This window comes from Pseudomonas sp. B10(2017) (assembly GCF_002113295.1).
Classification (GTDB): domain Bacteria; phylum Pseudomonadota; class Gammaproteobacteria; order Pseudomonadales; family Pseudomonadaceae; genus Aquipseudomonas; species Aquipseudomonas pudica.
Window position 1 is genome coordinate 52,085 of record NZ_NEJU01000017.1, and the last position, 12,992, is coordinate 65,076.

The window sequence follows — 12,992 nt, forward strand, 5'->3', positions numbered from 1 at the left end:
TGGAGAGCACCATGACTTCAGCAACATCGCTGCCGGATGAACTCGAACGCAGCACCATGCGCCGCATCGCCTGGCGACTGCTGCCCTTTCTGATCGTCTGCTACCTGATCGCGATCATCGATCGCGGCAACATCGGCATGGCTTCCCTGCAGATGAACGAGGACCTGCAGCTCACGGCCAAGGTGTTCGGCTTCGCCAGCAGCCTGTTCTTCTTTGCCTACTTCCTGGTCGAAGTGCCCAGCAACCTGGCCATGCAACGCTACGGGGCACGCATCTGGATAGCCCGCATCATGATCACCTGGGGCCTGATCTCGGCAGGCACGGCGTTCGTTCAGGGTGCCAATTCACTGTACGTGATGCGCTTTTTGCTGGGTGCTGCCGAGGCCGGTTTCTTCCCGGGCGTGCTGCTGTACCTCACCTACTGGCTGCCGTCTGCCTACCGCGCGCGCATGGTGGCGCTGTTCATGGTGGCGATCCCTGCCGCCAACTTCATTGGTTCGCCACTGTCGGGCCTGCTGCTGAACCTGGATGGCTGGATGGGCATGCGTGGCTGGCACTGGCTGTTCATTCTCGAAGGCATTCCTGCCGTACTGCTGGGCATCGCCTGCCTGTTCGTGCTTACCGACCGCCCCGAGCAGGCCAAGTGGCTGAATGACGAGCAGCGCGGCTGGCTCACCAAGCGCCTGGCTGATGAAGCCTCGAAAAAGACCGCCATCGGCCATATTTCGCTGTGGAAGCTGCTGCGCCACAAAGACATCTGGGTGCTGGCCCTGATCTACTCGGGCGCTTCAGCTGCAGGCAGCACCATGAGCGTGTGGGCCCCGCAACTGCTGAAGACATTCGGCCTGAGCTCGATGGAAATCGGCCTGGTGAATGCCATCCCTTACGGTGTTGCCTCTGTGCTGATGATCATCTGGGGTCGCAGCTCCGACCGCAGCGGCGAGCGTCGCTGGCACACGGCGATGACCATGCTGCTGATCGCGGCGGGCCTGTTGATGACCTTGTTCACCTCGTCCCTGCCGGCAACGGTGATGATGCTGACCATGGTCCTGGTGGGCGCCTACTCGATGAAAGGGCCGTTCTGGGCGCTGGTGTCGGGTTGGCTGTCTTCCTCGACTGCTGCTGCGGGGCTGGCAGCCGTGGGCGCCATGGCCAACCTGATTGGCGGAGGCATCATGGTCAATGCCTACGGCGCCATTCACGATGCCACCGGCAGCTACTCCCTGGCGCTGATGCCGTTGGCCGCGCTGTGCACCGTGGCCGGGGTCGCGGTACTGGTGATCGGCCGCAAGCGCCAGCGCGAGCAAGCTGAGGCAGCCAGCGCCCTCAGCGCGAAATAAGCCGCAAAAGCCGTACTTCGATGCCCACTTCCTGCCTCAGGAACGTGGGCATCGTCATTTCACAACAACAAGAAACGAGGAATATCCATGACGTTGTCTCGTCGTCAATTCTTGCAGGCCACCGGTGCACTGGGTGCTGTCGCCTCCATGGGCGCCATGGCCGACGTGCCCTTCAGCAAGGGCGATGCGCACCCGCGCCTGACGCCGCCCGCAGGCAGCATCGACTGCCACATGCACCTCTACGACAGCCGTATCCCGGCCGCACCCGGCGCTACCCTGCTGCCGGCGGATGCCTCGCTGGAGGATTACCGCAAACTGCAGCAGCGCCTGGGCATCCGCCGCATGGTCATCGTCACGCCATCGACCTACGGCACCGATAACCGGGTGATGCTCGATGGCTTGTTGCGCAGCCGAGGCGATGCCCGGGGTGTGGCGGTTGTGTCCAATGGGATTACCGACACAGAACTTGCCGAACTGCACCAGGCAGGAGTGCGTGGTATCCGCTTCAACCTGAGCGTCGGCAGCCAGGCGCTCGATGGGCTGGAAAGCCTGGCCGCGCGGGTCGGCGAACTGGGCTGGAACGTACAGGTCGCTACCGGGCCGCTGCTGCCCGAGGTTGCCCCGCGCCTGCTGGCCTTGCCAGGCAAGATCGTTATCGACCACATGGGCCATGTACCACAGCCAGAAGCGCTGAAGTCGCCAGCTTTCGCCGCACTGGTGCGGCTGCTGGACACCGACCGGGCATGGATCAAGCTGTCGGCACCTTATCTTCGCTCGAAAATCGGAGCACCGCTGTTCGAGGACGTCGGCCGAGTCGCCACTGCACTGGTCAGCCATCGCCCTGATCGCATGCTATGGGGTAGCGACTGGCCGCACCCGACGCTTGCCGCCGAGCAGAAACCCGACGATGCGCAGGTCCTTGACCTGCTGATGCGCTGGGCACCAAAGGAGCAAACCCAGGCCCTGATCTTGCGCGACAACCCCACCCAGCTCTACGACTTCTGATCACCTGCCAAACCGAAAAGTCGGCCGCATCGGAAGGGCGCGCACCACCCGAAGATGATGAGCGTGGGCCTGCATGGGCGGATCAGTGGCCATCCTGGTCGTGCGATGGCGCTGGCGCGCTTTCTCGATTACGTGCAGGGCCACGACGGGGTGTGGGTCTGCCGGCGCGAAGAGATTGCCAGGCACTGGATAGCCCAGTTCCCCGCCTGAGCGGTCAGTCGTTCGCAACAAACACGGGATCAGCTAACGACCCGCCCTGCCGGACGCGCCGAGCACAGCCTTGCGCTGGCACTTCACCAGGACCTTGCGGCCGGTTTCGACAAAGGGCGTGACGATCAGGCTATAGACCGTCAGGTAACGCTGGTGGTCCTGCTCGTTGGTGCCGAAGCGGATGTTTTCGGGCGTTGATGTAGTGACATAGAGCGTGCCGAACATCCAGTCCCAGAGGGACAGGTTGGTGCCGAAGTTACGGTTGAAATGGCGCGGGGCGTCGCTGTGATGGATCTGGTGCTGGGCCGGGCTGTTGAACACATGTTCCAGTTGCGGGCCGAAAGACAGCCAGACATGGCTGTGCCGCAGGTTGGCCGCCAGGCTGTTGAAGATGAATACCAGGTAGGTCACGCCGAACAGGGTGTAGCGGCTGACTTCACCGCCGCAGAGGTACCAGAAGCATCCGGCGTAGAGGCCGATGCAAATGCCGGTGCTAAGTTTCTCGACGATCTTTTCCACGAAATGCACCCGGCTCGCCGTCGCCGGTACCAGCACGGGCGCCGAATGGTGGACCTTGTGAAAGGCCCAGAGCCAGCGGGAGTGAAAGGCCCGGTGCGCCCAGTAATGGATGAAGTCCTTGAGCAGGAACACCCCCAACCCGTAGAGCAAGGACAGTGCGAGGTTTTCGCCCAGGCGCGGGCGCGCGCCCCAGAGGTTGTTGAAAAAGGCCAGGTAATCGCCGGAGCGCAGGATGTAGGGGTCGACCAGTTGGACGACGGGCAGCACCAGCGCAATCTTGAGGATGGCCCGCACGAAGTAGTAGCGGTAGTCCAGCAGCGCCGAGGGATGCAGATGTACCCGGGCGCCGCCGATGAATTGCCAGAACGACTGGGCGTCGCTCAGGCCGCGCCGCTTCCTGAAACGGAACAGGCCGTAGGCTGCGCCATAGGAGATGCAAAGAAACAAGACCCCGAAACGGCCGTTCATATTGAAAATGCCGAGAAACTGCTCGGTAACGGGCGTGATCACCCAATCGGTCAGGTGCTCAGAGAAAAGCGGCAGGGCATCCACGAAACGTCAGCCTCGGCAAAAAACGGGGGGTGCAATTGTAAATCAGTTTTATTTACTCAAGCGGTTTTATGCAAGCGCCCGGTACCCTCGACCGACACAGGCAGTACCACCTTGCAGACAAGGTCCGAGGGGTGAACTACCCGCTGCCCCCAGTCGACTGATCATGCGAGGGCAGTTACGCTGGCGCTTTCCACCTGCACGGAAGCGCCAGTGATCGAAACATACGAAGGAAGCTGCTTGTGCGCAGCGGTCAGTTACCTGCTACTGACCCCTCCCAAGGCAGTCAGTCATTGCCATTGCAGCCAGTGCCGCAAAAGCCACGGGGCAGCCTTCGCCTCCTATGGCAGCGTTCCACGCAGCAGGCTGCGAATCCTCCGCGGCACCTGCAGCATCAAAGCCTTTGCCTCTTCGCCGACGGTAGTGCGCGAGTTTTGCGCCGAGTGCGGCTCGACTTTGTTCTGGTCACGTTCCCAAGGCGACTTTGCCGACTGGGTTTCGATAGCACTGGGCACACTTGATACCCCGTTCCTGCCCAAGAAGCAGAAACACGTTCATGTCGATTTTGCTGCCCCCTGGTACTGCCCTCACCTGCACACATTGGCAACGCCAAGCCATCCACAGCACGGTCAAGACAATCCTTGATAGAGCAATCACGGCTAGGCACCTCCATGTCTGAACAACGGATGCTAGCGCTCACCGCACCTTCCGGAGATTCCGTTCGTTGACTGACTCACAGCACAACCCAACCTACGCAAAACGGTTCGAAGCCGTGCTTGCCTATATCGACAGCCACCTCGAAGGGGACCTGTCGGTAAATGCCCTGAGCCGCATCGCCAATTTCTCGGCCTTTCACTTTCATCGGCAATTCACGGCATACATCGGCATTCCGGTATCACGGTATGTGCAACTGATGAGGCTGCGACGCGCGGCGCATCAACTGGTCGCCTCGCCGGCCATCTCCGTACTGGAAGCAGCTTTCGGCGCCGGCTTTGAAAGCCCCGAAGCCTTTTCCAGGGCTTTCAAGCGTGCGTTTGGCATGGCGCCGAGCGTATTCGCCAAGGCCCCGAACTGGCAGGCCTGGAGTGCGGTTTTCGTTGTTCCTCATCTTTCAAGGAGTATCACCATGCAGATCCGCATCGTGGATTTCGCCGAAACCCATGTGGCCGCGCTCGAACACCAAGGGGCGCCCGGCCTGGTCAGTGAAAGCGTTGCGCGTTTTCGCCAATGGCGCATTCAGAGCAGCCAGTCACCGGCGGCCAGCAGCCGAACCTTCGGCATCCCCTACGACAACCCCGACACCACCCCGGCGCACGCCTTTCGCTTCGCCGTGTGTGGCGAGATAGACGAAGCTGTGCAGCCCAATGATTTCGGCGTGCACGAACGCGTCATCCCAGCGGGCCGCTGCGCCGTGATCCGCCATACCGGGTCGCCTGACTACATTGGCGAAACCATTTATCCGCTTTATCGGGACTGGTTGCCTTCGAGCAATGAGGAACTGCGGGATCATCCGCTGTTCTTTCACTATTTGAGCGTGTATCCGGAAACGCCGCTGGAGCACTGGCAAACGGATATCTACGTGCCACTCAAGTAGGTCGGCTGGTGGCTAATCTGGGTAGGAGGCTGCTGGGCTGCGCATGGATCGAGTCCAGACGGATAGCCAGCTCTCTTGGTAAACTAGCCGCCTGCCCTGGCAATCACCGATCTCCTGCCGCCGACTTTTGCTACGTCGAGCTTCTCGGTTTGCTGCAAACACCCTCGAAACTGCTGAATTTGGTACAAGACACGTTGAACGATATGACCACAAACACAGGCTCTAACCCAGCAACCACGCGCTCTGAGCCTTCCCGTCGCTTCAGCGTTGCGCCTATGATGGACTGGGCATAGTCTTTTTTAAAGCCTTTAAACACGATACCTCCAGGCGACTCACGCACTTCCCGTACCATTTTTGTACCATCTGATCTCAAGTCATTCGCTGTACGCTACCTCGCGAATACTGGGTAAGGGGGCTAAGTCTGTGCTAGATAGCTGCCTTCCACCCAGCCCAAGGCCAGAACATGGACATATCAGATCCCCACAACGGAATGGTTTCTTTCCAAAAAGCGCTAGATGACAGAGATCTGTCGCCAGGCCCTGTGCGGGGCTACCGAGATCTCTGTAGCGGCCCCCGAGACGATTCGGCTCACGTATGTTCGCCTCAATCCTGAGCGCAGCAAGGACCAATCCTTCGTCAGCTACGTCAGGAACGGCTTTGTGAAAGGCACCCGTCGCTGGCGTCGGATACGCAGTTCCGAAAGCCTTGCGCAATCGAGGCTATGCCAAGCAAATCAAAGATCGTGACACTTGCCCAGCCTAAATCATGGGTTGGGATCTCGTACAGATGGATAGTGACAGGCATCTGCAAAAACACCACATGGATGAAATATATGAACAGCTTACACCCACTAGACATAAATACACATAAAAACACGTTAGCCAACGGATCCAGTGAAGTCAGCTTCATTTACAAGAATACTAAATGCCCTCTTCTTGAACTAACAGATGAGCGCGCCATCACTTGCAACCTAAATCAGTTAGTGATAAAGGACTTCGAAAAACAGTTAATCCCAACATTGCAACTTGCGATAGCTCTGCTTGGAGATGATAACACCCAGCAGTCGTGTGAATTAACCTATGACAACCCAACAAGCCTAGTTGTCGGCAGCCTGATTAACTCATCTGTAGTCACGCACTCCAAGATCACCACCTCGTCATTGCTACGCGGTAAAGACAACCTATATCTACTGCACATAAAAGAGCATCTAAACGAGCAGGAAATCAAGACTCATGTATCAGTAAAGCATATGCGCGACAAGTGGATTGCCCACTTAGACGAAAACCCATTCGAGACCGCCAAAACTCTATTGGTGTTCGACCCTTCACAGACGTCACTCCCAGCACTTGCGCACCACGTCTCATTTCAATCGGTACGCCTAAGCCCGGCATTCCTCCCAAACTTTTTATCTTTAGCAGAAAAGGTACTTACCATAATCCAAGAAAAACAAAAAAAGACTCCCGCGCAATCTCTAAAGTCGAGCCGCTAATGCGGACTGTACAATACCCAAACTCAGCAAAAACCACCCTCATCTACAATGAAGAATAGCCGCGCAAGAACGTGAGAACATTAAGGGCGTTAGGTATAAAAGGCCGGGCTGCCGGTCAACACGTTCTATGCTAAATTTTCAACGCACCCGCCACAGTTGATCGATCCGGGTTGTATAGGAGCGGCTCATCATCTCGCGGCGCATCCCCCAATCAGGGGGGGACGCTGGCCGAACGCTTCGCCCCCGGCCGTACTTACCATTGATCTCGTTTAGAACCGACATCAGCCAGTCACAAGCCATCGGCTGCGTTACCGCGAACAGGTCATCGGTGAACTCGCCTGGATGCCGGAGATCCATGAGCAATACCTCTGCCTTGCTGTACCGGCCCCCTGGCCGGAAGGCCTGCTCGACCGACTCGGTAGCCTCCCTGGTGAGCAGCAACGTATCGTTGGTGGGGTACGGTAGCCCCACCAAAGTAGCAGCCGTGACTGTGGTGTCTTATTGCGTCCTAACTCGGCCCCATTTCCGCCCTAAATTTGCCCTAAACCCATCCCGCCTATCCATATGCATACGCTTGCCTTATAGGCATTGCCAACTCCGTTTAAGGGAACACCCCAAGATCCAGCCAGATGAAAAACCTGAAGAATATGAGCAAAGAAAAGGCCAATCAGCATCACGAGAAAGGCCTTACTGTCGAAAAACGGACGCTAAATGGTAAGTTTCTTCCGTATACCCTCATGAAGCTTCTCAGGATCAATTCGCTTTGCGCGAATTGCGTCCTCGATCAAATCCCTGATACGACTCATATTGTAACGAACAACTTTATTTTCTCGCATTTTTTTAGCAATCACATTCGAGACGGCTTCCAAATCCCGAACGTCAAGCTCTGCTAGATCCCTATGACTACTTACTAGATCCGCACAAGCTGTCTTACCCTCTGTCTCGATTATCTTTATCTCATGAGCCTCGAACTCACCAGAGTCAATAACTACAATGTCGAGAGAGTCGAGATTCTGGTTTGCCGAAGCAATTGCTAGCACACCTTCGTCAACGGTCTTCTCAGATTCAACCATCCAAAACGACAGCGTATTATTTTTTGTTTTTAGACAGAGAGTAATCGCATCCGCATTAGCAGGATCAAAACTCATATTCCACTTTGCCTTGTTAACCATACGAACCATTAACGTCATGGCAGCGCTTCCAAGCGATTAAGATATGAACGAGTTCTTGTACTCTTGCAACCACTCCGGCTCGAGAGGCCTAGTGGCCAAATCGACATAGAACTCAGGTCGCTCCCAATATTCATAGCACCTCACTGCGCACTCTCTTATTTCGAGCGACTCATGAGACAATGAGGAGGTAGCTATCATCCGATTGGTTGGGGTAAATTCAATCGGATCAACATGCATTACCACCTTCAAAAGTGCCATAAGAGCGTCAGGATTCGTCTGGTTCTCGAGATAAATCTCACTCAACCACAACTGCACTTGAACGCCCCCTCTATTCATCCAGCTCTCGACATATATCTCAGCCATAGATTTCACCCCGTATTCAGAGTGATCAGACATGAGACAGTCACGAAAGCCTTTCTTGAACTTTTCTTTATCAGGAGACGCAACTACTTGCTTCCTCTGATTGGTGTCAGATTTTCCAGAGGAAAACTTTACAATGGGCTGCGCTGACTCCGGAAGAGTAGTGGTACTGCTTTTGCTTTTTTCAATCCCAGCCAGCGAGGCGCTACTTTCAATAACAACCAACGGCATCGACTGAGGAAGCACATCAGAACCAGAAATAGATACAGATGTGTTAGCCATAGATCCGCCCCAAAACGTCAGATCTCATGTTATTCATAGCCACGAGTGCTTGCTCCACGAAAGTTCGAATTATTGAAAAATCCCGAAGCATTACGCCATGCACTGGCGACGTATTAATATCTAGCATCAAGTGGTGTGACTCTTGCTCTTGAAGGCCTCGATTATCGCCTATCTGAGCTTTAACACGCGCCAAGGCATAGATGAGATTGGAAGGAATCCCAACCACCTCCGCCAGAACAACATCACGAATATTCCACTCATTGGTTGGTAGCCCCCGTGCGAACGGAAGCTTCTCCCCCAAGAACTTATCACGCACAGCACCCAACTGGTCAACTGGCAACGGCGACAAAAAGCTCTCCTGTACCACACCTACTCTATTAACTGCGGCCGGGAAGATTTTTATCAACTCTTCAGCAACTGGCAGAGCAGCCTGAGTGAATTGATCCATTGTAATCTTAGACGCCGGACTCCCAGGCAATGGCACAGCAACAATATCCACACGATCACTAAGAATATTAACTGCAATACCAGTTCCAATTGACTGCAGGGATATTCTATTTTGAGTCTCACCTACACCTGGATTAAACTCTTGAATCTGATTTGGAAGCATTTGAAACTTAAAAAAGCCCTCAAAGCATTTCCGCAAATTATCCTCAGTAGCGCCGTACTTTGAAAAATCTCCAAAAATGCAAATCTGATACTTTAGTTTAGTTTCCTGACCCACAATACATCCTCCGTTCAGCATGTCCATTTGCCATCAAATTCGCCTTATATACCATAAACCCCAGTCACCAGCATAGTGGAAGTGTAGTGCGCCGCTCGACGGTCAGGTGACAGGGGAAACGGTTAGCCATCTTCAAGACTGGTGATACCTGTGCCTGATCCTGCAGCGAGCGGGCAAACCGTCAGTACTGCGCCAAAACGAGTTGTTTTTTTAGAACAACCCACCCAGCAATGCCGGCTCCCAGTTGGTGATCGCCAGTTCACCTGTTACCTCCGCCCTGCCCTGACGCTGGTTCGTGTTGCTATAGCGGATATCCAGATACTCGAAGTGGAAGCCGTCAAAGACGCGCCTGATGTCCGGGTGATCGTTGATGCTGACCATCACCTTGCCCTTGCACCGGCGCATGAAGTCGGCCATGCGCTCGTACTCCTCGAAGGGGAAGTCCACGCCGTAGCCAGTGGTCTGCAAGTACGGGGGGGCCATGTAGAAAAATGTGTGTGCTCGATCGTAGCGTTCAGCACAGTCGAGCCAACACAGGTTCTCGACGTAGGTGCCGGCAAGGCGCTGCCATGCCGCGGATAGGTTCTCCTCGATACGTAACAAGTTGATTGCCGGTCCAGTGGTCGCGCGGTACCGAACGTCTGCCCAGTGACCTTACCGCCGAAGGCGTGCTGCTGGAGGTAGAAGAACCGCGCCGCTCGCTGGATATCGGTCAGGGTTTCAGGGCGCGTCATCTTCTGCCACTCGAAGATCTGCCGAGAGCTGAGTGCCCACTTGAAGTGGCACCCTCGGGTCCCATGCGCCAAAGTGCATAATCCACCATGACCTGCTGGCTGATGTCCGAGTCGATCTTCTCCCCCAAGTAGCTCTCCTTGATGGCATTGAGTGTAAGCCGCTTGGTTTCACCGAGAGGCCGGGCTTTCTCCGCCTCGATCAGGTAGCGCTCGATCATCTCCTTGACCGTGTGCCCCTTGCGGGCTGGCCCGCTCGATCGCACCAAGTACCGCCAATTCGGTCTCCCGTCGCTTCGCCCAGGCTTGAGCAGCCTGCTTGCGCGCGAATGTCTGGGCTTCTTGGTAAACTATGACACCCTTTTTCTTGAGGCGGATCTGGACGGTGTAGCTGACCGTCCCATCGGCCTTTTTCCTTGCTCTGATCGTTGCCATGATTTTCGGTGGTACAAGCGTGATTGGCGGTGGTACATCGCACCACTGTCACACCAAAAACGCCCAAAAACGGCACAAAAATGCGTAGACCAGAATGCCCCTAGAATCAGCCTCAAAGCCACAAACCACGCGCCCTGAGCCGTCACGCCGGTTCAGCGTTGCGCCCATGATGGACTGGACAGACCGCCACTGCCGGTTCTTCCTGCGCCTGCTTTCCAAAAACACCTTGCTCTACACCGAAATGGTCACCACCGGTGCCCTGCTGCACAACGACGCCGACCGTTTCCTACGTTACGACGCCTCCGAGCACCCGCTGGCCCTGCAACTGGGCGGCAGTGTGCCGGCCGACCTGGCCGCCTGCGCCCGCCTGGCCGAGGAGGCTGGCTACGACGAGGTCAACCTCAACGTCGGCTGCCCGAGTGACCGGGTGCAGAACAACATGATCGGTGCCTGCCTGATGGCCCACCCGACGCTGGTGGCCGATTGCGTGAAAGCCATGCGCGATGCGGTGTCGACCCCGGTGACGGTCAAGCACCGCATCGGCATCAATGGCCGCGACAGCTACGCCGAGCTGTGCGACTTCGTCGGCCAAGTGCGCGAGGCAGGCTGCCGGAGCTTTACCGTGCACGCGCGCATCGCGATCCTGGAAGGGCTGTCGCCGAAAGAGAACCGTGAGATTCCGCCGCTGCGCTATGACGTGGCAGCGCAGTTGAAGGCGGACTTCCCGGACCTGGAGATCGTACTCAACGGCGGGATCAAGACCCTGGCCGAGTGCCAGGCACACCTTGAAACCTTCGATGGCGTGATGCTGGGGCGTGAGGCGTACCACAACCCTTACCTGCTGGCCGAGGTGGACCAGCAGCTGTTCGGCAGCGAGGCGGCGGTGGTCAGCCGCAGCGAGGCGCTGGCGCAGTTGCGGCCTTATATTGTCGCGCACATGGAAAGTGGTGGCGCGATGCATCACGTTACCCGGCATATTCTGGGGCTGGCGCAAGGGTTCAAAGGCGCGCGGCGCTTCCGCCAGCTGCTGTCGGCGGATATTCACAAGGCGGCAGAGCCGTTGGCGGTGTTCGACCAGGCGGTGGAATTGTTGCAGGGGCGGTGATTCAGCCGGCGGGCGTACTCGCCGGCAAGCCAGCCCTCCCGCAGCATGCTGCCGGGGTTCAGACATATGCAGATTCTGTGGGAGCGGGTTTACCCGCGAAGAAGGCAGCGCGGTGCATGGCACCGGCTTCGCCGGTGTTCGCGGGTAAACCCGCTCCCACCGGGATCGGGCAAACTTCCGGATTTTGTGTAAGCCGGTTGCATCCACAGTGGCCCTTGCAATCAGATGCGGAACCTCGGGGCCGCTTGCGACTCGAAGCTTCACCTTTCGCACCGCGCTTCGCGGGCCCTTGAGTGGCCGTCGGGGCTCGGGTAATGTCGAGTCATTGCACAGGACAGAGCACGCCCATGACCTCCAAGCTGGAACAACTCAAGCAGTTCACCACCGTGGTCGCCGACACCGGGGACCTGGACGCCATCACCCGCCTGAAACCGGTCGATGCCACCACCAACCCGTCGCTGCTGCTCAAGGCTGCGGCCATCCCGGGTTACGCCGAGCTGCTCAAGCAGGTAAAGGCCGATGCCAAGGGTAATGTCGACCTGGCCTGCGACAAGTTCGCGGTGGCCGTGGGTTCGGGCATTCTCAGGGTCATCCCGGGGCGTATCTCCACCGAGGTGGATGCCCGCCTGTCGTTCGACGAACCCGCCCTGCTGGCCAAGGCGCGCAAGCTGATCGAGCTGTACGAAGCCGCCGGTGTTGGCCGCGAACGCGTGCTGATCAAGCTGGCCTCCACCTGGGAAGGCATCCGCGCCGCCGAGAAGCTGGAGAAGGAAGGCATCCAGACCAACCTCACCCTGCTGTTCTCCTTCGCCCAGGCCCAGGCTTGCGCCGATGCGGGGGTGTTCCTGATTTCGCCGTTCGTTGGCCGTATCTACGACTGGTACAAGAAGAGCACCGGCAAGGAATACGTGGGCGCTGAAGACCCGGGCGTGCAGTCGGTCACTCGCATCTACAACTACTACAAGGCCAACGGCTACAACACTGTGGTGATGGGTGCCAGCTTCCGCAATATCGGCCAGATCGAGCAGCTGGCCGGCTGCGACCGCCTGACCATCAGCCCAGAGCTGCTGCAGCAGCTCAGCGATGATCAGGGCGACCTGCCGCAAGTGCTGAAGCCGGGCAATGCCGGCGAGCCCAAGCAACAACTGAACGAAAGCCAGTTCCGCTGGGCCATGAACGAAGATGCCATGGGTACCGAGAAGCTGGCCGAAGGCATTCGCCAGTTCGCGCGGGACCAGGAGAAGCTGGAGAAGTTGATGGCTGAAAAGGCCTGACACATTTCGAGATTGCCTGACGGGCGGGAAGTGTTCAGCATTTTCCGCCCGTTTTTCGTCTGGCCCCCATCAAGTGCCGGGCTTTAGCAGTTTGTTGAATTCAATGGCCCTATCGCCGGCAAGCCAGCTCCCACAGTTACTGCACAGCCTTCGAGATCCGCGCTGTACCTGTGGGAGCTGGCTTGCCGGCGATAGGGCCGGTT

General features: G+C 57.3%; 11 protein-coding genes and 4 pseudogenes. 8 read left to right on the plus strand and 7 right to left on the minus strand.

Features of this window, described 5'->3' with window-relative positions:
- Positions 1 to 11: 11 nt before the first annotated feature.
- From CAF92_RS19515 to CAF92_RS19525, 3 genes and pseudogenes are all read left to right on the plus strand, one after another.
- Positions 12 to 1,340 carry an MFS transporter gene (locus CAF92_RS19515; protein ID WP_085601661.1) on the plus strand — a complete coding sequence of 443 codons (1,329 nt, stop codon included), beginning with the start codon at positions 12 to 14 and terminating at the stop codon, positions 1,338 to 1,340.
- 87 nt (positions 1,341 to 1,427) lie between these two features.
- Positions 1,428 to 2,345, plus strand: coding sequence for an amidohydrolase family protein (locus tag CAF92_RS19520; RefSeq protein WP_085601662.1), 918 nt, complete (start codon positions 1,428 to 1,430; stop codon positions 2,343 to 2,345).
- Between the two features lie 30 nt (positions 2,346 to 2,375).
- Positions 2,376 to 2,555, plus strand: a pseudogene (locus tag CAF92_RS19525) (chitin deacetylase); the annotation flags it as partial.
- 33 nt (positions 2,556 to 2,588) lie between these two features.
- On the opposite strand, the gene CAF92_RS19530 reads toward CAF92_RS19525, so the two are convergent.
- Entirely contained in the window at positions 2,589 to 3,626 is a 1,038-nt protein-coding gene (locus tag CAF92_RS19530) for a sterol desaturase family protein (RefSeq protein WP_085601663.1), read from the minus strand.
- 210 nt (positions 3,627 to 3,836) lie between these two features.
- On the opposite strand from CAF92_RS19530, the gene CAF92_RS19535 reads away from it, so the two are divergent.
- The 3 genes from CAF92_RS19535 to CAF92_RS26995 all read left to right on the plus strand — a co-directional run bounded on the left by CAF92_RS19535 (position 3,837) and on the right by CAF92_RS26995 (position 6,706).
- Positions 3,837 to 4,268: a GFA family protein gene (locus CAF92_RS19535; protein ID WP_085601664.1), complete on the plus strand. Its 432-nt coding sequence runs from the start codon at positions 3,837 to 3,839 to the stop codon at positions 4,266 to 4,268.
- 79 nt (positions 4,269 to 4,347) lie between these two features.
- Entirely contained in the window at positions 4,348 to 5,217 is an 870-nt protein-coding gene (locus CAF92_RS19540) for a GyrI-like domain-containing protein (protein ID WP_085601665.1), read from the plus strand.
- Between the two features lie 832 nt (positions 5,218 to 6,049).
- Positions 6,050 to 6,706 carry a hypothetical protein gene (locus CAF92_RS26995; protein WP_143516162.1) on the plus strand — a complete coding sequence of 219 codons (657 nt, stop codon included), beginning with the start codon at positions 6,050 to 6,052 and terminating at the stop codon, positions 6,704 to 6,706.
- Positions 6,707 to 6,844: 138 nt separating this feature from the next.
- Here CAF92_RS26995 and CAF92_RS19545 read toward each other — a convergent pair.
- The 6 genes and pseudogenes from CAF92_RS19545 to CAF92_RS19570 all read right to left on the minus strand — a co-directional run.
- A pseudogene (locus CAF92_RS19545) lies at positions 6,845 to 7,180 on the minus strand (DUF4113 domain-containing protein); the annotation flags it as partial.
- Positions 7,181 to 7,413: 233 nt separating this feature from the next.
- On the minus strand, positions 7,414 to 7,896 hold the full coding sequence (locus CAF92_RS19550) for a hypothetical protein (protein ID WP_085601667.1): 483 nt from the start codon (positions 7,894 to 7,896) through the stop codon (positions 7,414 to 7,416).
- Positions 7,897 to 7,914: 18 nt separating this feature from the next.
- On the minus strand, positions 7,915 to 8,520 hold the full coding sequence (locus tag CAF92_RS27000; protein ID WP_143516164.1) for a hypothetical protein: 606 nt from the start codon (positions 8,518 to 8,520) through the stop codon (positions 7,915 to 7,917).
- Complete coding sequence (locus tag CAF92_RS27005) at positions 8,513 to 9,271, minus strand: hypothetical protein (RefSeq protein ID WP_143516166.1); 759 nt, start codon at positions 9,269 to 9,271, stop codon at positions 8,513 to 8,515. The genes CAF92_RS27000 and CAF92_RS27005 overlap by 8 nt, the downstream gene beginning before the upstream one ends.
- 183 nt (positions 9,272 to 9,454) lie before the next feature.
- Positions 9,455 to 10,023, minus strand: a pseudogene (locus CAF92_RS19565) (DNA adenine methylase); the annotation flags it as partial.
- Positions 10,024 to 10,028: 5 nt separating this feature from the next.
- Positions 10,029 to 10,410, minus strand: a pseudogene (locus CAF92_RS19570) (site-specific integrase); the annotation flags it as partial.
- Between the two features lie 94 nt (positions 10,411 to 10,504).
- Here CAF92_RS19570 and dusA point away from each other — a divergent pair.
- Together dusA and tal are read left to right on the plus strand one after the other, a co-directional pair.
- Positions 10,505 to 11,515, plus strand: a complete 1,011-nt coding sequence (dusA, locus tag CAF92_RS19575) for a tRNA dihydrouridine(20/20a) synthase DusA (protein WP_085601670.1) — start codon at positions 10,505 to 10,507, stop codon at positions 11,513 to 11,515.
- Positions 11,516 to 11,862: 347 nt separating this feature from the next.
- Positions 11,863 to 12,789 (plus strand): transaldolase, encoded by a 927-nt coding sequence (gene tal, locus CAF92_RS19580; protein ID WP_085601671.1) that lies wholly within the window; start codon positions 11,863 to 11,865, stop codon positions 12,787 to 12,789.
- The last annotated feature ends 203 nt before the right edge of the window (positions 12,790 to 12,992 follow it).